The organism is Flavobacterium sp. 1 (genome assembly GCF_002797935.1).
Taxonomy (GTDB): Bacteria; Bacteroidota; Bacteroidia; order Flavobacteriales; family Flavobacteriaceae; genus Flavobacterium.
In genome coordinates this window covers 1,061,972-1,083,787 of sequence record NZ_PGER01000001.1, presented here as the reverse complement: position 1 = coordinate 1,083,787, position 21,816 = coordinate 1,061,972, and the positions used below count along the sequence as shown (strand labels likewise).

The following is a 21,816-nucleotide window of genomic DNA, read 5'->3' as shown; positions in this document are numbered from 1 at the left end:
ACACAAATAGCACAAAAAAAATGTTTAGCAAAGAAACTTATATCCATAGAAGGCAAGTCCTAAAAAAAGCAGTTGGAAGCGGCCTAATTATATTTCCCGGGAATGAAGAGGTTGGCATGAATTACCGAGACAATATCTACCACTTTAGGCAGGACAGCAGTTTTTTGTATTATTCAGGAATCGACCGTCCTTCCCTATTTTTATTAATAGATGTCGATGCAAATATTGAGATATTGTTTGGAAATGATTTGACAATCGAGCAAACCGTTTGGACAGGACCTCAGGAATCATTGAATATTGCTGCCGAAAAATCAGGTATTAGTGCGGTTCAGCCATTATCTTTTGCGGAAGCGATAATTAAAAAAGGAGTACAGCAAAAAAAGGCTATACATTTTCTGCCTCCATACCGTTCGGCTCTAACCTTAAAACTAAGCAATTGGCTTGAAATTTCTCCGTTGTCATTGGCAGAAAAAGCTTCTGTAAAACTATCAAAAGCTATAGTTGCGCAGCGCTCTTATAAAACAAATGAAGAACTTGCTGAAATTGAAAAAGCAATTGATATAACAGCAGCAATGCATTTGAAAGCAATACAAACAGCCCGCCCAGGAATGGCTGAATACGAAGTTGCTGCACAAGTAGAAAGCACTGCAACTGGCCTTGGCGGTCATCTTGCGTTTCCAACTATTTTAACTGTAAATGGACAATATTTACATAATCATGCAGGCGGTAACATTTTACAGCATGGTCAAATGGTTTTGTGTGATTGCGGTGCCGAAAACAACATGCACTATGCAGGAGACATGACAAGAACTTTCCCTGTTTCCAATACTTTTACAGCACAGCAAAAAGAAATATACAACATTGTTCTACAGGCTGAAAAAACTGCAATAACAACTCTTAAACCGGGAACTTTATTTAGAGATTCGCATCTCGTTGCCTGCAAAGAAATTTTAATTGGATTGAAATCACTTGGTTTAGTAAAAGGAGATTTAGACGAAGCCGTTGCCACAGGTGCTCACACGCTGTTCTTTCAATGCGGTTTAGGACACATGATGGGAATGGATGTACATGATATGGAAAATATTGGCGAAGAATACATAGGCTATACCGATACATTAAAAAAGAGCACCGAATTTGGGCTAAAATCATTGCGTCTTGGAAAAGAACTTGAAGAAGGATTTGTCCTAACAGTAGAACCCGGTATTTACTTCATCCCAGAATTGATAGACCAGTGGCAGGCTGAAAAGAAATTCAGCGAGTTTATTAATTACGATAAAGTGCAGGCATACAGAAATTTTGGGGGTATTCGCATTGAAGAAGATTTCTTAATTACAAAAGATAGCTATAGGTTATTAGGTAAGCCTCTTGCCAAAAAAGCAGAAGATATTGAGTCATTAAGAAACTATTAAACGGAGTTTGGAAAAGATTATTAAATTAGTTTATACAAAAATGGAGCTTTAGAGCTCCATTTTTTTGTAATCTTATAGTTCTAAAGAGGCTTTGTATTTACGAATTTCACCTTATAAGGAAAATCTCTATACACTTCTTTTTCATTATCCCAAGAATGTTTTTCATGCCCATTTGGAGAGCCACTAACTACTAACCATAAATATTCTGTATTTTCTGGAACTACAAATTCAGCTTTACCCTCATTGTTCTTAAAAGCTTCGCCATAAATTCGATTTCCGTCTTTTAGTGATGCAACAAAACCATAGCGCCAGCCCGCTTTATCTTTTAAAACAGCATTATATCCTTTGGCTCCAGCCAAACCTTTAAAGTTTAATTTTATTTTTGTTCCTGTTACCGGCACACTAAGTTTTATGCCATTGTAACCATAATCCTGCGGACAATTAGAGGCATCTATTTGGTACCATCCATCTTCCGTTTGGTTCAATTTTGTTGTATGCAAATTCCGATATGGTTTTGCCACATCCTCTACCCTTTTCATGTCCCAAGTAATGAACTTTCGAGATGCATCAAACATCTCATCATTGAATTGCTCTTGTGATAAATCATTAATTCTTTTATAGGTCATAACTAAATCTTCTCCTGCTTGGGTTGATCTGTTTAATTTACCCCAAAATTCTATACCATATTTGTTAGACCAATATTCAAGCACATAAGGAGAATGGTACATATTTGCAGGATGCAGAAATGCGTAATGAGTACCTTTCAAGAAATCTTTTAGATGATAATTTTCAAATGTCATCCACTCTGGATATACTTGCCAAAGCATGTATTGTGCAGACATTTCCATAATTGTCCCATCGAATCCGGTTTTAGTATCAATTTGACTTATGTATTGAAAGGAATGTCCAATTTCATGTGCCAAAGCCCCGTAAGGAGTTTTATTTATTCGTGCTGCTGGTGTCCACAAAATCCCTACTTCCTCTTCTCCACCGCCAAAAGCAGTATTTTCATCACCACCAAAAACATAGATCAGCAATTTGAATTTATCGCTTACTGATTGTCCTTTTTGAACTAATTTTAAGTCATTTACATAAAAACTATAAAAGCGCTCACATTCAGCTATCGCTGTTTTAGGGTCAAAACGTTTTGTGACATCTGCGTTTAGCATGGGATCATTGCCGTATTCTTTGTGCCAAAAAATAGCAATATTATCCGATTCTATCATTCGGCTATAACTGTAATCGCTGTCTGGAGAATCATAATTGTTATTATCCGGAACAGACCAAACTTTAGCAGGAATGTATAATTTTTTAACTAAAGCATTTTCTTGAGCATTCACAAAACTAATAAATGATAAAAAAAGAAAAACGATGCTTTTTATAAAGTTGTTCATTCGTTATTGCTTTTGGGTAATAATTGCAGACCAGCCTCCTCCTGAAGCCATTTTAGCTGTCACTTTAGAGTTTTTATTCACCTCCAAAATTTCCTTTTTATAATCCTGTGCAAATGTGTCAACATTAATGCCATCTGCAAATAGTTCCATCGAAAAAGACCCGTCGCCAAGGAAAGAAAGATCTATCGGTAACTCTCTTGCATCGGCATCAGTCATACCTCCGATAAACCATTTATCTGCCTTTTTCCTAGCAACTACAATATAATTCCCAACAGAACCATGAAGTACTTTTGTCTCGTCCCAAACAGTTGGTATTTGTGCAATAAAATCAACTGTTTCCTGTTCTTTATAATAAATCGAAGGCGATTCACACATCATCTGCAATGGTGCTTCATACACTACATACATCGCTACCTGATGCGCACGCGTACCTAAACTCATGGGGCGTTCAAAACTAATGGCAAAATTATTAGGCTCTTTATTAACCATCGAACCTGGCGTAAAATCCATTGGACCTGCAGCCATACGGATAAATGGAATAGTTACTGTATGCTCTGGCGTAATTTCATCACTCCATTTATTATTTTCATTTCCTCTTACTCCTTCGTAGTTCAAAACATTGGGATACATACGCTCTAAACCTGAAGGCTTAAATGCACCATGAAAATCAACCAACAGCTCAAGTTTAGCACATTCTCTGGCAATTTGCTCATAAGAATTTACCATATACTGATCATTTCGCTGCATATAATCAATTTTAATTCCTTTTGCTCCCCAGCTTTTATATGTCTCTAAAATCTGAAGCAAGTTTGCATCTAAGGGTTTCCAAAGTACCCAAAGTATTATTCCAACGCCTTTCTCTTTACCGTATTGAATCAGTTCTTTGACATCCATGGATGGGTTAAAGTCAAGAATTTGAGTAGTCGATTTTGTCCAGCCTTCATCCAGAATAACATATTCTATTTTATTTTTTGAAGCAAAATCAATAAAATACTTGTAGGTTTCTGTGTTTAGACCCGCTTTAAAGTCAATACCAAAAATATTGTTAGCATTATACCAATCCCATGCAACTTTTCCAGGTTTTATCCAATCTGTATTTTTTATCACATTTGGTTTTGCCAATTGGTACGTCAGGTTACTTTCTACAAATGTGCGGTCATCATCACTTATCATAAATACACGCCAAGGATAAGCTCTATCTCCAGCTGTTTTAGCTATATAATCAGCTTCTTTTGTAATGGTCTGCACACGGTCTGAATTTCCGTTTTTATCCACCGCTTCTAAAACATATTTTGGAAAAATAGCGTCCAGAGTTGTATTGCCATTACCTTTTAAGAACAAGCCTGGATAATCGTGAAGTGCAGTTTCAGTAAATAAAACCTTTGCTTTATCAGTCGTAAATAAAACTGGCAAACTGCAAAAATCCTGAGAAGCAATTTCAGGTAAAGATTTATCTAAATACAGACGCTCGTTATGCGAATACATTGATTCTTCCTGAGGAAATAAAGAACGTGATCCCTTTGGAAATGTAAAAGATACTTTTTCTGAAATCACCTCGCGTTTCACTTTGGCTTCATCTATAAACTGATAGGCCACACCATCATTATAAGCACGAAAATTAAGTTTGTAATTCCCTTGATACGTAATCGAAAGCTCTGTATATTCATCTTTTATTTGTGCATCCTTGTGTGATACGATAGCATGAATATTTTCAGACACACTCTTAATAGTATGCTTTTTTACCTTTGGATTAGAACCAAAATCAGTATTGACTGAAAAATCCATTCCAGCTTCAGAATTCTCAATAATCAGATTTCCATTTAATGAAGCAGTCCATGAAATTTTGCCCGAATTATTTATTTTAATCTGAATGCGTCCGTCCGGAGATTTAATCTCATACGTTTGAGAGGAAACTTGATATATAGCTAATAATAAACCACATAAAACGAATAGTCTTTTTTTCATTATTTTGAATCTGTTACTTAAACATTATTTTATTTCTTTGAATCTTTATCCTTTTTTGGCATCGATATTTTCATCAGATTAGTTATTTCCTCTTTGCCGAGTGCATAATCATACATCTTTAATGAAACCATATAACCAGTGTAATTTTCTCCAACATCTGAAGCACCAATTATAATTTTAGCTTTATCAATTGCAGATGACAGCATCATGTTCTGCGAATTATCCAGTACGCCATCAACATAAATTTTCTCTACAACTCCATCAAAAGTCAATACAATATGATGCCATTTATTTTGTTCAGGAACTTGATTGTATTTCATATCAAAATGCCCGTCCAAATGTGGCGCAGCACCATAATGACCACTATTGTAAGCTAATGCATTGTATGAATTTGCCAGATTGTATTGATTTCTGTCACACCATGATGCTAAAATTTCTCCCTCTTTGTCAACTTCCGGATTCTTTACCCAAGTTGCAACAGTATACGATCCATTCCAAGCTAAACTTTTTGGAACAGGTTTGTCTAATACTAAAGTGCCATTGGTAAACTTGATTGCTTTTATACCTTCATCATCTGTTTCTAAAGTTACTTTTCCCTCTTTTGCAAAAGTGCCTCCAATAGAACCTTTATTAGGTAATTTAACCAAAGAGTTTGTTTGTTTTTCTCCAATAATATCAAGGTCAATCAGCATTTTATGAGAACTTACAGCAGCAGGTTCTCTATTTGATTTTTTATTTTCTAATTGCAAAGGAATCTCAAACAAAGAACTATATACTTTAATATTCCAAACTGCAGCATAAAGCCCTGTTTTTTCCGTACCTAATACTGTTAGCTTTAAATAACGTGCCGAAATAGCATTATCATCGATCATAGGACTGCCAGACGTATGATTTTGGGACTTGTCAGCATATACTTTCCAGTTTTTGCCATCTGCCGAATATTCCAATTTATATTGATAGTAATAGCTTGCAAACTCAAATTGGGTCATTACCCTTTTTATTTCTTTTGCACTGCCTAAATCTATCGTTAAATCTTGTGGAAATGTATTATTACCTGCTTTCCACATTGTTGCATTATTATTATCAACAGCAAAGTTGGGTTCGTACTTATAATCGTATTGTAAAGATTGCAAATGATAATAAGATGATGCGGCTGCACTTGCGTTTAAAGCAATGTTTTCAGGCACATTTGATTTTACAATATTGTCAATCCCCTTAGAAGTAGGAACTACCGCTTTTATAGTAGAGTCATTTTCAAAAATCATTTTATCAATACAAACCTGCCTTGCAAGACCGCCACGAGTCATCGGGTAATCGTGTTTATGGTAAACAATATAATAATCATTACCATCTTGTAAAACCGAATGATGTCCGGGACCATGCGTGGTTTTATCTTCGGTTGTACTTAAAATTGGGTTATTAGCGCCTTCTGTAAAAGGCCCGTAAGGTGTATCTGCATAAGAATATCTCACATTATAGGTTTCATCGTGGCAGGAATCACCAGAATACATTAGGATATACTTACTGCCCTTTTTCATCATATAAGCCGCTTCAAAAGGCTTAGGAGTCTGGCTCAAAGGAATATTTTTTGAATTCACCATGTCTTTCATCGTAGCACCATTTAGCTCGCCCACAGCATATCCTCCATTATAGTGCACCCAAGTCCCCCAATAGCCATATATTTTACCATCGGTATCTGTAAAAAACTGTGCGTCTAATGATGGAAAACCTTCTCTTGGGTATCCATTAGAAATTACTGGCTTATCATTTTCGTCTAATTTTTTCCATGGCCCAATCGGCGTATCAGATACGTAACCATATATATTACAGCCAATTTCGCAGTTGCCAAAATACAAATAATATTTACCGTCATTGCCTACTAAAATATCCGGAGCCCAAAAATTAGTAATTGGCTTTGATGTAAACGGAGGAATTTCCATCGTATAATTATACCAGTTTTTTAAATCTTTGCTGTACCAAACCGTTGGAGTTCCAGAAGCCAGCATTTCATTATCGGTAGTAGCATAGATATAATAAATATCACCAAATTTTTTAATAGTGGGATCAGCAAAATAGCCTGGTAAAATTGGATTTCCAGCATTAACTAAGTTAACATTTACTTTTTCTTGAGCATAACTGCTTACTATAAAAAAGAGTAAAAAGCAGATGAATAACGTGTTCTTTTTAATCATTTTATTATTAATTTTTAAAGCCCTAGCCATTTGGTCAATTTTTATTCTTAAAAATAACAAAGGCAATTAATATTAAAATTGCCTTTGCTTCAGTATAACTCTCAAACCACTAAGAATTATTTTTGCTGTAATTTTATTTGAATACTTTTCTTTTGCAAAGGTATTTCGTATGCACCTCGCACTTTAGCATAAGGCAACGTGATATCTTTGTTAATTCTCAAATAGGCATTTGGAGTAAATTCATTTTCACTATTTAAGGTAATCTCTACCTCATCTGTTTTAGTATTATAAGTTACTTTTTCAAAAGTTCCTGCATCCAATGTTAACCACAACTGTTTTGGACCAATAAATACTTTAGATTTTGCCGCAGTTGTTAATTTTACTTCCACTATATCTCCTTTTGCAGTGATATTACCGCCAAAAGCCAACCATCCTAAATCATCTTCTTTTGTAATATAGGTAGCTGTATTGACTGCATAGCCATAAAAACCAGAACCATAATCTCCAGATATATAGTCAATTCTTAACTCTGAAGGATAAGAGTGAAATGCTGCTGGACCAAATCCATCTTCGGTAATGTTTGAAATACCGCCCAAAAGACCTCCGTAACCCACTTTTAACAGATACAAATCTTCCGGTTTTTTTCTGTATTGTTTCAACACTGGAATAGCATTTAATGAAGACCCGTAATGATGAATCTGGCGTTCTACTCTTGATAATTTTCCTCCATATAAAAAATCCCAATATCTGCGGGCATTGCCATTATAAGCCCAGTGCGGCATTGTAGGCATATAAGCCAAAATTGCGTTTAAAGTTACATCTGCCTTTTCTTCATAACCAAAATAATCAGACCACATATATACTTCTTCCTGACCTGTTGAGTCCCATGGCATCTCACTGCCAAAAGGATATTCGAGTGCTCTCCAGTGATTCGCTCTTTCTTTCATCTTTGATTCTAAGCTGGATGACATATCAGTAAGGTTTTCATTTTTCAAATCCTCTAAAATCAATAAAAACACAGAACCTTCCATTTGACCAAACTGAGCATAATATGGAGCTTGCTCAGTCATTGCTATCGATGTATAATACGCTTGCTTTAAATACCAATCCCAAGATTTACTATTGACTAAACCTGTATTATATCGTGCTAAACGATACAATGTCCAATAGGCAGCAGCGACGTGGGGATAATTATACGATCTTCCCGGATCATTTGCATCTTTATGCTTCCAAGCCGCCCAAGTAGAATAATCTATATCTTTGCTGTAAGTACCTTTTGGCAATGAATCTGGCTCATAATAAAATACGCTTTTCTTAACTCCGTATTTATTTTTGCCTTCGCTGTATTGAATATTACCCCAAAGCGTTTTATCTACAAATTGCTCTAACTTTTTAATTTCTTCTTTATCTGGTTGGATAAGCTGTTTCATTATAGCCGCTAACCAGCCTCCTGCTCCGCCTTCGTCACTTAAACCTGCAACCCAAGCTCGGCTGTCTTGAGTTAATTGTTTTTTGGTTTCGTAATCGTAACTGATTACCGAAGGATTTCTTTTAAAAATTGGATCGGGCTGGTCAAACCATTGTGCCGTTGTCAAGAAATGTCCAAAATCTTTAATAACTTCGGTTTCAGGCTTGATAACTTTATAATTTATGGTTTGTTTTACTCCATTTTTATAATTGACAGTTAATCTAACTCTTCCCCATTTTACACCACTAACTGTATATTTTTTTAGACCTTTAGCCGTTTTTCCATCTTCTTTTATTTGAAGTGTGCCTTTAGGTTCAATTTCAAATGAGCTTACATCGCTTTTGTAATTTAAAAATAACTGCGATTTGATATCTTGAGGAAGAACATATCCAGGTATACTTGTCGCTACAGGAATTTCTTCTTTTACAAGCGTATTTTGGATATCCTCAATCCCTTCTGACAATGCCATTTTTAAAGCAAAACTTTTGGATTCGTTAGGTTTCAAAATTAATGATGTCGGCTTGTTCCATTGCTCCGCACCTTTCCATTCATTATCAGCATAGGCTTTGCTATACACCATCCATTCATGAAATCCTTCAAAAACGATGCTTCTTGGTGTTGGATCATCATTTAGGGGACGATACGCTTCAAAAGCCATATTTTCTTCAGGCATAACAACTAATGCTGGTCCTTCTCCGCTTAATCTTTTAACCTCTAAATACCCAGCATCCATTCCAATGTATGGATCGAAAAACACATTTTGAGCATGCGTTTCATTAAGTGATCTCCCTTCTAAAATATTATTGAATATCATAGGAATACCTAAAGCTCCTATCTCAATATTATTAGCAGTTTTATTAGTAATTACAAATCTTAATATTAAATCATTTCCATTGGTTTCATAATATCTTTTAATCGTAACCGGAATATCTGCAGGCAATGTATTGGCTAGATCAGCAGCCGCTAAAATTTTTTGAGAAGTTTCTAAAGGTGTAATTACTCCACGTTTTGCAGCCGTTGAATAACTTTTCCAATCACTGTTAGTTTCTTTAATTCTTAAATTTATATCACCTAAATGATACAAACCATCTTTGTCTCTAATTTCAAGTCTGTCACTAGGCGTAAAATCAAAATTCAGGTTTTTATTAGATCTTAAACCTGCGACCGTTTGTGATGCTTTCACTAATTTTAATTGAAAAGTGGGTGTGCTGAATTTTTGATACACCTCGGCAATACCCAAAGTGGGTTCTTTTTTTTCAATTCTGCTCCAGTAATCTTGAGCTTGAACACTCATGGTTCCTATCAAAATCAATAATAAACTAAACTTTTTTGTGATTTGCATTTTCATTGTGTTTATATACTTTTTAGTTTTTGGTTAATATCGTAATAACTTCTTAGAAGTTTTATCGCTAATTATTTTAGCGTAACATCCAAATAAACCGAATGACGTCCATAGGTGTTATAAAAAGGCTTAAAAATAACTCCATCAATAACAAATTGTAATTTCTCTGGATCACCATTTATCGATTTACTTATGTCTTTAGCATCTAATGTTACTTTTCTCCATTCTTTTAATGGTTCTGATTCTTGAGCCGCCAGCAAAATAGGTCCGTAAAATAAACTGGCAATATTTTGCTGATCCATTACTGGATCCAAATGAAATTGAAATGGCATACGCAGCTCAATTGTATCCCCATCTTTCCATTTACGGCTTAATGTAAGGTAGCTTCCCGGAACAGCTTTTACTTTTTCTTCCTTACCATTTATTTTTACGAAAAAACCTTTAGTGGCCCAATTTGGGACACGCACATTAACATCAAATTTTCCTTCGCCTTTTATTGTTAAAAGTGTATGGTCTTCATTTGGAAAATCTGTCTTTTGCACAATTGTCACATTCCTTTCAGTCCATTTTAGTGTTGAGGGTACATACAGATTAACATAGAGAACCTGGTTATCAATGCTTTTAAAATAAATTGAATTCTGGAATTTCGTGTTGCTTTCTAAAGCCGTTCCATTACAGCACGTAAAACCATTCATTTTTGCATTACCAAACTGTTTTATCGAACCTGGACGCAATGGTATATGATACGTATTTGCAGCCGTATTTTCTGCTACAGAAGCAAGAATGTCATTATACAGCCCGCGCTCATAGTAATCCATTAATTCCCCGCGCTGTTCATAAAGAAACAAGTTACTGGTCAATTTCAGCATGTTATACGTTGCACAAGTTTCATTTTGCCCCCCTGCCGAAAAACCGTTTTCATAAATTGTAGCAGGCTGACTGATAAAGCATTCGGCATTTGCGGGATTGCTTGCTCCGGCAACTCCCCCAATGCTGTACATATAATCATTTGTGGTTTTGTACCAAAAATTGTCAGCTATGCGGTAATAATCAGGAGCATTAGAATCCTGATACATTTCCAGTGCTCCCATAATTTGGGGTATATGCTGATTAGCATGCAATCCACGGAAAGTGTCAACATTTTTGGCCAACCCGTGGGAATGCTTAGCATCTCCATAAAACACTTTAATATTGTCAAATAATTGGGCTACTTCCAGATAGCGATGTTCATTTGTTATTCTGTAAAGACGTGCCATAGCTTCATTCATTCCTCCAAACTCTCCCGCAATGTATCGATTCCACATACTGATAAGCGTTTCATTTGGCAACTGTTTCATTCTTGCGTGAACCCAATCTCCCATGCCTTTGGCCGTTTCAAGGGCTTTTTTATTGCCACTCACCTCATAAATATCCATTAGACCCGCAAGAATTTTATGCAAAGTATAGTAAGGTGCCCAAATTTGTATTTTCTGACCACCATAAGTTGCGCCTTTTTCCAGCATTATAAACTGATCTGGCGGGTAGGCACTAATGAAACCTTTTCCCCAATTCCAGTAATCAGTACGAATACCCTCATTACTCAAATCCGAATCATAATCTGCTTTGCCTGGTCCTTTAGGAACTGCGGTAGGGTCAGATACATAAGTTCCTCCAGCGGTTTGCGGTTGTCCAGACATCTGTGCCAATTGATAAAGCGTATTGACCATATACTCCATCTTATTAGCAAAATTAGCATGTAATTCCTTGTCATATCCAGTACTGGCATAGGCCTGAGCAATTGCTGTCAAGTAATGTCCTGTGGCATGTCCACGTAATTTGGTATCTTGAGTATCCCATACTCCTAATGCATCTGCTCCTTCGGGCTGTTTTTGTCCAAAGGCATTTCGAAACATATAGAGAAAAGAATCCGGATTTGTCTTAGCGAGATTTTTTATGAACTTATTACGATTTTCAATAAATTTTGTATTGTGCCCATGGAGATCTGAGTCCAATGATACTTCATCCAAATGGAAAGCTTTCAGCTTAAGTTCTGGTGTGGCAGATTCTTTGGCAACTTTTACTGTAACAACGGCTTTCGGCTTTAAATCAGTACCTGCTACACTCCCTATTACCGTATATTGCCCAGCATTAAGCACTGAATTGTTATCTGTTGGAGCTGGCCAAATAACCCGTACTTCTGGTCCCTCAATTCCATTTCGATAAACCCCCTTAACATATCGCGGTAATCTTGGAAGACTGCCAACTACTGTCTCTATTTTAACGTCGGACACACTAGTGAGATATTGATTATATAATTGAGGAGTAGTTTTGGAGAACTTTGGTAAATCGCCTACAGCCTCTTCTGTTTCTTCTTCCTCTTCCCCTTCTTCTTTCAAGGAATTATGGTAAATTTTTCCAATTTGTTTTTCATTTAAAGGAACTCTATACAATCTGAAATCATGCAATTTTGCATTTAGATAAGAACCCTCAGATAAAAACGATTTCCCTATATAAAGCATATTATTTTTACCCGCATTACTATCGAATAATTGTTCTAATTTGAGATTTACATTCTTAGTTGTACTTACAAGGACACCATTTACATAAGCATTTAATGATTGTGAAGGAATATCAATAACAATTGCTACATGATTCCACTTATTAGCTTCTAAAATTGGTGAATCCGTTTTATATTTTCCTCCTGAACCTGTGATAATTTCAGAATGAAAGCCAGCATCATTATTGATTCCCGCTGGTACAACAAAAAAATGTGATTTAGCATTTTTTCCAAAATCAAAAAAATGCTGATTGCGCTGCACCGAACGCAAATATATCCATCCTGAGATACTAAGTGATTCTTCACCAGCAAACGCCTCTCCCGGAATTGCAACAAAAGTTTTATTATCTGGTGTTAAGGAAAGTACTTTACCAAACAGATCGTCATTTATAAAATTTAATTTCGATTCCGATTTGCCGTGTAAATTATTTCGTGACCAATCCTTTGCATCTCCATCAAACACATAACGGGCAATTAATCCAGTTTCGCCAATACCATCTAAAATCTGGTCACCATCTTGTGCCCAAACGGATGCTGTATTCAGAGAACCAAAACCTAACATTGCACATATAAAAAGCTTGTGTAATTTCATAATTAATTAATTTTCAATATTTATAAAACCTTGCAGTCTTTGTTTTTTATTTTTAAAACCTCATAAATTAATACTTGTCACCTAATATTCAATGAGTGTGTTTTTTACATTATTAATATATGTAAATTTAAAGGCAATTATTATAATTTGGACAACCATATTTTATCCTAACCAAATACTATATTATCTTAAATTGAATATTTTGTGAGTTTTTAAAGAATAAATGAAACAACTGTCTTAGAAACATAAATATAATAAGCAAAAAAGCGTTACTATCCAGCAGGATGTGGATTATTGTGATAAGCTGTAAATTTGCTGCGCTTTCTTTCAATGTAAAACTGGGGGCATTAGGTTTGTTTATTAAGACAAACTCTTACTTCTTTTACATCTCCAATTTGATATTGTACCCCTATTGATTTGTTGGTAAGAGGAATTATACTTAGCACTTCTTCTGATAAATCTATAGATAATCTATCTTTCATTAAAACATAATTTTTATATTGCTGTGCACTAATGGATGCAGACAGCAATCCTAAGAATAAAATGTATATGAATCTCCGCATATAAATTGTTTTTAAAAATTATGAGCTATTTATATATTGGGTTTAAAGAAATGACAAAACCTCCTCTGCGAAGCAGTTTTACCTCAATAGTGCTATTTTTATTTACTGCCATTACTTGTGAATTAAAATCCTTATCATGATTACCATCGGCAATGATCACTGCACGATAGTTAACCCCTTCTTTCAAAAAATCTAGCTTGATTTTTTTTGTCTTTTCTTGGCGCTCTGAGGCATTAATGCCTCCAACAAACCATGAATCACCTTTTTGGCGTGCCATAGTAACTTCCAGTCCTGGATAACCATCAATAAGTTTTGTATTATCCCAAGCTGTCGGTACTTCTTTCAAAAAAGTTTTAGCTTCATCTGGCAGTTCATAATAACCTTCCGGTCTGTCTGCCAAATGCTGTAAAGGAGACTCGAAAATCACGGAAAGAGCCAGCTCATGTCCATAAGAGGTATGATGTGGAAATTGAGAATTGGTAAAGGTAACTGGAGTATAATCCATTGCTCCAACTGCATTTCTTGTAAAAGGCAAAACTGTATTATGCTCTGGTGCTGTAATCGAAAATTCCGGACCGTTATTATACCATTCTGCTCCTCGCACTGCTTCATAAGTCATTAAATTAGGATAAGTGCGTGACCATCCGCGCGGTACAATACAGCCATGAAAATATACCATCATTTCGAATTGTGCTGCATCTTCTAAAATGTCAAGATAATATTTAATCATATCCTGTTTTTCGCTTTCAAAAAAATCAATTTTGACCCCAGCAACTCCCATTTTTTTGAGTTTGGTAAATTCTTCAACCCTGTTTTCATGAGTAAGCATACGATCTTTTGGAGTAGATGAAACCCAGGTGTGATTACCTCCAGAGTTGTACCACATCAGAGGTTTTATTCCTTTGGAATGTATGTATTTTAAAGCATCTTCAAGATTTCCGCCATTTGCCATAGCATCCCATTCCCAATCTAAAAGAGTATAAGGCCAATTCATTTTTACAGCCAAATCGGTAAATTCGCATACGGTTTTATAATCTTTGGTTCCGTGATTACTTGACCAATAATTCCAAGACACTTTACCAGGTTTTATCCAATCAACGCTTTTGAAACTAGTGGGAGCTGACACATCTTCAACCAAAGTGCTTTCCACAATATCGGCTAAACTGCCAATGCTGATTACCCTCCAAGGCGATTGCCATGGAAGCGAAATACTTGGATTTGATTCTCCAGTGCCTCTACCATCTTTAGGGTCTGGAAAAGTAAGCTTATAAGTATTTATATCTTGAGTATTACTTAACTTTGTTCCGCAATACGTTCGGCTTAAATCTGCCTCATGAAGCAAATACCAGCATGCTTTGTCGGCAGAGTTGAATAGTGCAGGATAACACCATTCTTGCTGAAGTATTTTATCGTCGCTGGAAGCAGCATATAAACCTTCATTTGCAGTATTCCATTTTTCCAGCCATCGCTCGCTTCCTTTTGGTATTTGATAAGCAGTAAATTCATCTATTATACTAAACGAGCCTTGTTTTTCTGGAAATTCATATCGAAAAGTAAGCCCGTCGTTATAGGCTCTAATAATAAGGTTCAATTTTGCTTTATTTGGATTTTCAAATGAAATCGTTATTTCATTTGCTGTATTGTCCCGTAATGACTTTTTACCAAAAGGAAGCATATAATGTTCCTTTATTATTTTTGGCTTACTGGCTTTTAAAAAAATGAGTTCTTTCGAAAAATCTTGATCGCTTCGAGAAAGCCCAAGTTTTACTTTGGGAAGAATCTCGGATGTGTTTTTATCTGCATGATATGACACTTTCAAATACCATTCCCCATTATTATTAGTATTGATAGCATACAATGCTGCCACAATTTTTTGATTGGGGGATTGCAGTACTGCTTTTTGTGACCAAGAAAAACCAGAACAAAATATAACAACTAGAACTAAAATAATTTTTGATTTCATAAATTTTATTTAATTAATTTTCTTACAATTCACTAACAAAATTTTCTTGACTTAAAACATTCAGTAGACAAATCAATAAAAAACTCTGTATAAAATATTTCAAAAAAAATATTCTTCACACAATCGTTTGTGTAAAAACATCGTATTTTCTATAAAAATAAAAAAATTAAGTGTATTTTTTTACAATTACTATATTCTCAGCAGAAAAAAAACGAATTTGAATAATAAAATAGTCATTATGACAATACATGTATCATTTTTAATATTTTTGCGAAATAAATTGAGAGAAAATACCGATTATATCTTTAAAAAAGCATATTGTGGCAGAAAATAAAATTAAAAACAAGTTTGTGAGCAATGATACTACATGGGTAATGAGAGACATAACCATTGACTGTGCAGTATTTGGATATGACAATGGAAGCCTTAAAATACTCTTAGTCCAGCATGGCGAAGGAGTATCAATGAACCAATGGGGGCTTCCTGGAGGTTGGATTACGGAGAAAGAACATATAAAAGGAGCCGCTTACAGACTGCTAAAAAAAGTCACAGGACTTGATAACATTTATCTCAAGCAGCTAAAAGCTTTCGGTGCTCCTGATCGTTATCCCGCAGCCCGAATTGTCACAATAGGCTACTATGCCATAATCAAACGCACTGACTACAGCATCACAGCAGGTGGCAGCGCCTCTGACGCGCAATGGTATAGTATTAATGATGTGCCTGAACTAGCTTTCGATCACAGTAAAATATTGAAATATGCCCTCAAAAGACTTCGGAAAAAAGTTAAAAAAACACCTATAGGTTTTTCATTGCTTCCAAAAAAATTCACTTTGCTTGAACTTATGCGTTTATATGAAGAAATTTTAGGATACGAAATGGACAAACCTAATTTCAGGCGTAAATTTCTTAACATGAAACTGCTAAAGCCTCTGTCTGAAAAACAGCAAAATGTTAAATACAGAGCTGCCCAGCTTTATGAATTTGACCCTGAGATTTATCAAAAGCTGACTAAAAAAGGATTCAGTTTCGAATTTTAACATGCTAACCAATATATTATAGTCATCATGACAATAATAAAAATTAAATTTAAGAATTGAGCTTTCTCCATACACCCCCTCTTCACACGTTTACCAAAATAAGATTTATCAAAAGATACCAGCGCAGTATTGACACCACAGGAGATCATATTGTCATTTGATAATACATGATCCTGCACTTTCAAGTGTTTATACTAAATCCCATTAACAAATTTTACTTCAAAATTTTTGATTTCACAATATTACCCGCCTCTAAAATTTAGTCTGCTATTACAAAGAACTTCATTATAGTCATAAAGACAATTTTAAACATAATCTACCTTACAAAAAAGATATTTTGTAGAGAATTACACAATTTTTAATAAATTAATAAAGTTATCGCATAAATTAAATGTGCTTTACACATTTAATAATTAAATTTGAATAAAATTTAAAGTTTTTACTATTTTACTATTTAAAATAAAATTTAAATGTCAAAATAATGAATGAAATATAAAATATGTAACTATTTTTTTTAGAAAAAATTTGTTGGAATAAAATATATCTCTTAAACTTGTAGTCAACTGCACTATATTTAAAAATACTCCAAATATCATTTTTAAAATCGCTGTTAGTTGCTTTTTTAGATCAAAATTATTTTAATTAATTGTGTTTCATTTTGAAAAACTTAAAAATAATAACAGCTATCCTCCTTTTGATATCTTATACTGCAAGATCTCAATCAGGTAAGTTATACACATCTGATTTACAGCTGTCAAGCAGTTTAATTAACTCTATATTTCAGGATAGTAAAGGATATATTTGGGTTGCTACAGAGGATGGATTAAACAGATATGACGGAGCAAAATTTGTTATTTACAAAAGCAAAAAAAACACGCCCGGTTCTCCCCTCAACAATTACATAAAATCAATCTTTGAAGATAAAGACAAAAATTTATTTTTTGGTTTCATTAATGGATTACAAATCTATAATCATGCAACGGATTCCTTCAGTGATGTCCCGATAACAGGCTCTATAAACAGAAAATTTAATCCTCATGTAAGCTGCATGCTTCAGAAAAGAAATGGAGATATTTTAATAGGTACTTCTGGTTTTGGAATTTTCAAAGCTGATTTAAAAAAAGCTAAACCCATCGCTAAACCATTATCTGTCGGTATATCAAGTACGCTTATTTATGAACTTTATGAGGATAGAGATCAGAATCTTTGGATTTTGACACAAGATAAAGGACTGTGGAGAATTGATATCAACAATAATGTAAAACAGTTTTTCCTTTCAAAAGAACACTTGACGAATGTTACCAGCATTTGTGAAGATAAAGCAGGGAATCTTTTTGTTGGCACACTAAACTCCGGGCTTTTTATTTACAGCAAGTCTGAACAAAAATTTGATTCTTTTAATCCTTCAATTCCCCTTCCTATAAAAAAATTGTTTCTGGATAAAAATAATAAAATATTAGTTGGTACAGACGGAATGGGGCTGTATTCTTATGATCCGATAAAGAAGAAACTCTCCTTTGTGAATTATAATGTTCCAAATTTTGATTTCTCAATGTCCAAAGTACATACAATTTTGGAAGATAGAGCTGGGAATCTTTGGATGGGTTTATTTCAAAAAGGAGTATTGTTATTACCTCCCAAAGAGAATAATTTTAATTATTTAGGATTCCAATCCGTGGCCAATAATATTATTGGTTCCAGCTGTGTTATGTCAGTTTACAAGGATAAAAAAGGCATTTTATGGGTAGGAACGGATGGTGATGGTTTGTATGGCATTTCATCAAAAAACAAAAAAGAATATCATTATAATATTGAAAAAAACGGTTTCGGACGATTGACTATTATGTGCATTTTTGAGGATTCTAATAATGACCTGTGGATCGGAACTTATTTGCATGGAATGGCAAAACTCAATCGAAGCACTAATAAGTTTGATTTTATCCACAATATATTGGACAAAGAAAACAAACCTGTAGAGAGTATATACAGCATTACCGAAGACCGTGACAAGCATTTATGGATTGGGACATTAGGCTCAGGTCTCTATACAATGGATTTGAAAACACATCAGGTGATTAATAATGATTCAAAGCCAAAAAATAATGACAACGTACTAACAAATTGGTATGTCAACTGTCTCTTATTTGCTAAAAACAATACATTATATGTTGGAACCTATGACGGACTTTATTGCCTAGATCTTAAAACCAAAAGTTATATTAAAAAAAACGGATTAAATCATACTTTAGAAAACAAAGTTATTTATGCTTTAGAGGAAGATGATCAGGGTAATTTATGGATCGGTTCATCTGAAGGCTTAATATATCAGCCAAAGGGAGGGTCGCCTGCCACTCTCTATACGACAGAAAATAATTTACCCAGCAACATAATTTGTGCAATAGAAAAAGATAAAAGTGATAATTTATGGATTAGCACTAACCACGGTATCTCGAAATTCAATCTGCACAGCAAGAAATTTTTTAATTTTTATTTTGATGACGGACTTCAGGGGAATGAGTTCAGTAAAAATGCTTCATTTATAGATAAAGAGGACCAAATTATATTTGGCGGAATGAAAGGCGTTACTTCTTTTTATCCCGCTAAAATAAAAGACAACGCTAAATGTACTACTGTTTATATTACAGGATTTTATATTCAAGACAAGTCTGTAAAGAAAGGAATGAAATCGGATCAGTTTAATATTGTCAACAGCGCTCTTATTGATGCTAAAACAGTAGATCTGGGTTATGACGACAATTCTTTTAGTATTGAGTTTTCAACCATGGATTTTAATACGCAGCAGCACATCACCTATTTTTATTCTTTGGAACATAACAAATGGAACAAATTACAACAAGGTGTTAATAATGTAACATTCGATAATCTTGAACCAGGAACCTATAATTTTCAGGTCAAAGCAGAAATCTACGGTAAATATTCAGATGTGCGTCAGCTTGTCATCACAATACATCCAGTTTGGTATTTTTCGTTTTGGGCAAAATGCATCTATTGGATTCTGCTTCTAGCTGTCATATATGCAGTAGTCCATCAAGCCAGACAAAGGGAAAAAACTAAAAAGAAAATACAGGAGCATTTACAAAATAAGCAGATAAATGAAGCTAAGCTTCAATTCTTAACAAACATTTCACATGATATAAAATCTCCAATATCACTGGTTATTAACCCCTTGATTAAATTAATAAATTCAGATCAGGATACTGCAAGGCAAAAATATTATCAAGTAATGCGCCGAAATTCAGAGAAAATTCTTCAACTTGTAAATCAAGCTATGGATGTTCGTAAAATTGATCAGGGACAAATTTCTTTACACTTTGAAAGAACAGATATTATTGGTTCCATTGAAGAACTCTGCTTATTATTTGAAGATCAGGTTCAAGCAAAAAGCATCCAATTAGAATTACATTATCTAAAGCCAAATTTATATGCTTGCGTAGATCCGAAATATTTTGATCGTATAATACAAAATGTACTCTCCAATGCCATTAAGTTTGTTCATAATGGCGGAAAGATTGATATTTTCATAGATGATCATGTGTCTAATTTTGTCATTACCATTGCCGATAATGGAATAGGCATCGCTGAGAAAGAAATATCCAAAATATTCGACAGGTTTTATCAGGTTAAACACAATAAACCTCAATACTCAGAAGGTACTGGTATTGGTTTACACTTAACGAGATCCATAGTTGAGCTTCATAACGGAAGCATCACAGCCGAAAACAATACTGAAGCCCCGGGATGCCGTTTTATCATTAGCATACCAGTGCAAAAAGAACATATAAAAGAAGAAATAATAACAGATAGTCAAGAAATTAACGACAATTCTTTCGAGTCTGGTATAGAGACTATTACACTAGAAGAGGAAAATAAACTGCTTGTCAATAATACAACCAGTAAACGAAAAGTATTGATTGTTGATGACAATGAAGAAATCAGAGAGTATATCTATAAAGAATTATCAACTCACTACAGGGTACTTACCAGCTCCAATGGAAAAGATGCTCTGGATATAGTTCTAAAAGAACCTTTGGACTTAATTATCAGTGATGTCAAAATGCCAAAAATGGATGGGGTCACATTTTGCCGAAAAGTAAAGAAAAACATTAATCTGAATCATATTCCCGTTATTTTGTTAACTGCAAAATCGCACGAACACGATCAATTGGAAGGTCTTAATATTGGTGCAGATGCTTATATCACTAAACCATTTAATATGGAAATTTTGAAAAAGACTGCTCTTAATCTTATCCGAACAAGAGAATTATTAAAAAACAATTATAGTGGCAATCAGGCACAGGAAGACAAAATAAAAAAAATAACAATGGAATCAGTCGATGAAAAGCTTATCCATAAAATAATGCATTTTATCAATAATAACCTAAATAATTCCAGTCTGAATGTAGAAATGATTGCTGCTGAAATTGGTATTAGCCGTGTCCATCTACATAGAAAATTAAAAGAACTGACGAATCAATCATCACGGGATCTTATTCGCAATATAAGATTAAAACAAGCAGGTGAATTATTGGCTTCGAAACAGACTAATATTTCTGAAGTGGCTTACCTTGTTGGTTTTTCGAGTATCTCAAAATTTTCGACATGTTTTAAGCAATTTTATGGTCTGTCTCCAAAATCATACATGGTAAAAAATCTTAAAAAAAATGAAGATAATCAAGATGATGCTGAAGATGATGGTATTTAATAGCAGCCATGGTAATCTCAGTTTCAGTGGGTATCGGAACCAACTATCTGTCTGAATTCTTTACTTAATTTTATTTTCTAAAACAAGTCTGTTTTTTCATCCTCATCAAATATCTAATAAACGAAAACAATTTACTATCTATTTATTGCACAGATTTATGAGAGCATTGTTCATCTATCAGGAACAATTATTGCTATTGACTACCAAGTACAATTTGCTACTAAAAAAACTGGAAAATCTAGAGATAAAAATATGCCTTGGTGCAAACAGGTCTTTTACCCTTTATGAAAATGAGTTTAATACCTACCTACAGCAATGAAAAAGCTTTCTATCCATAAATGATTTTCTATGGAAAGAAAGATGCATCAAAGAAATTAATTCTTTCAAATAGAAAGGAGTGATATATTAAAGGATGTTACTGAACCGAAAGTTTACTATTGTACTGCCAACCAGTTTGAAAAAAGTTGTGAGTTATAGTGGTAAAAAAAATAGAGAAAAAATGTTAGTTCTAAATTAAAAAGAACTGCGTTAAAAAAATAAAAACGCAGTTCTTTTTTGATTCTACTAGTATTCAAATTCAATAATTGGATTTAATATGGAATCTCTAAATCATTATTTCTGAATACAAT

At 34.3% G+C, this 21,816-nt stretch carries 10 protein-coding genes; 3 read left to right on the top strand and 7 right to left on the bottom strand.

The genetic code is table 11. The annotated features are described in order from the left end of the window. Positions 1-20 precede the first annotated feature (20 nt). Positions 21-1,409, top strand: coding sequence for an aminopeptidase P family protein (locus CLU83_RS04505; protein WP_100430506.1), 1,389 nt, complete (start codon positions 21-23; stop codon positions 1,407-1,409). 80 nt (positions 1,410-1,489) lie between these two features. On the opposite strand, the gene CLU83_RS04500 is transcribed toward CLU83_RS04505, so the two are convergent. The 7 genes from CLU83_RS04500 to CLU83_RS04470 all read right to left on the bottom strand — a co-directional run bounded on the left by CLU83_RS04500 (position 1,490) and on the right by CLU83_RS04470 (position 15,424). Then, complete coding sequence (locus tag CLU83_RS04500) at positions 1,490-2,803, bottom strand: DUF6055 domain-containing protein (protein WP_100430505.1); 1,314 nt, start codon at positions 2,801-2,803, stop codon at positions 1,490-1,492. A 3-nt stretch (positions 2,804-2,806) separates the two neighbouring features. Continuing rightward, the gene (locus CLU83_RS04495; protein ID WP_100430504.1) at positions 2,807-4,768 is read right to left on the bottom strand and encodes a glycoside hydrolase family 97 protein; all 1,962 of its coding nucleotides are present in this window, start codon (positions 4,766-4,768) and stop codon (positions 2,807-2,809) included. A gap of 29 nt (positions 4,769-4,797) precedes the next feature. Beyond that, the gene (locus CLU83_RS04490) at positions 4,798-6,960 is read right to left on the bottom strand and encodes a family 43 glycosylhydrolase (RefSeq protein ID WP_100433614.1); all 2,163 of its coding nucleotides are present in this window, start codon (positions 6,958-6,960) and stop codon (positions 4,798-4,800) included. Between the two features lie 116 nt (positions 6,961-7,076). Continuing rightward, positions 7,077-9,770, bottom strand: coding sequence for a DUF5695 domain-containing protein (locus CLU83_RS04485; protein ID WP_232726976.1), 2,694 nt, complete (start codon positions 9,768-9,770; stop codon positions 7,077-7,079). A 71-nt stretch (positions 9,771-9,841) separates the two neighbouring features. Next, a complete protein-coding gene (locus tag CLU83_RS04480; protein WP_100430502.1) occupies positions 9,842-12,898 on the bottom strand; it encodes a beta-L-arabinofuranosidase domain-containing protein in 3,057 nt (1,018 codons plus the stop codon). A 347-nt stretch (positions 12,899-13,245) separates the two neighbouring features. Further along, the gene (locus tag CLU83_RS04475) at positions 13,246-13,461 is read right to left on the bottom strand and encodes a hypothetical protein (protein WP_100430501.1); all 216 of its coding nucleotides are present in this window, start codon (positions 13,459-13,461) and stop codon (positions 13,246-13,248) included. 25 nt (positions 13,462-13,486) lie between these two features. Then, on the bottom strand, positions 13,487-15,424 hold the full coding sequence (locus tag CLU83_RS04470; RefSeq protein ID WP_198512245.1) for a glycoside hydrolase family 97 protein: 1,938 nt from the start codon (positions 15,422-15,424) through the stop codon (positions 13,487-13,489). A gap of 320 nt (positions 15,425-15,744) precedes the next feature. Between CLU83_RS04470 and CLU83_RS04465 the strand changes: the two genes are divergently transcribed. Then, a complete protein-coding gene (locus tag CLU83_RS04465) occupies positions 15,745-16,464 on the top strand; it encodes an NUDIX domain-containing protein (protein ID WP_369828750.1) in 720 nt (239 codons plus the stop codon). Between the two features lie 658 nt (positions 16,465-17,122). Continuing rightward, positions 17,123-21,187, top strand: coding sequence for a two-component regulator propeller domain-containing protein (locus CLU83_RS04455; protein ID WP_100430497.1), 4,065 nt, complete (start codon positions 17,123-17,125; stop codon positions 21,185-21,187). Positions 21,188-21,816: the final 629 nt, after the last annotated feature.

What these genes read in the sequence shown, in the direction of transcription:
- CLU83_RS04505 (WP_100430506.1), top strand. Translation starts at nt 21, where the DNA reads ATGTTTAGCAAAGAAACTTATATCCATAGAAGGCAAGTCCTAAAAAAA.
- CLU83_RS04500 (WP_100430505.1), bottom strand. Translation starts at nt 2,803, where the DNA reads ATGAACAACTTTATAAAAAGCATCGTTTTTCTTTTTTTATCATTTATT.
- CLU83_RS04495 (WP_100430504.1), bottom strand. Translation starts at nt 4,768, where the DNA reads ATGAAAAAAAGACTATTCGTTTTATGTGGTTTATTATTAGCTATATAT.
- CLU83_RS04490 (WP_100433614.1), bottom strand. Translation starts at nt 6,960, where the DNA reads ATGATTAAAAAGAACACGTTATTCATCTGCTTTTTACTCTTTTTTATA.
- CLU83_RS04485 (WP_232726976.1), bottom strand. Translation starts at nt 9,770, where the DNA reads ATGCAAATCACAAAAAAGTTTAGTTTATTATTGATTTTGATAGGAACC.
- CLU83_RS04480 (WP_100430502.1), bottom strand. Translation starts at nt 12,898, where the DNA reads ATGAAATTACACAAGCTTTTTATATGTGCAATGTTAGGTTTTGGTTCT.
- CLU83_RS04475 (WP_100430501.1), bottom strand. Translation starts at nt 13,461, where the DNA reads ATGCGGAGATTCATATACATTTTATTCTTAGGATTGCTGTCTGCATCC.
- CLU83_RS04470 (WP_198512245.1), bottom strand. Translation starts at nt 15,424, where the DNA reads ATGAAATCAAAAATTATTTTAGTTCTAGTTGTTATATTTTGTTCTGGT.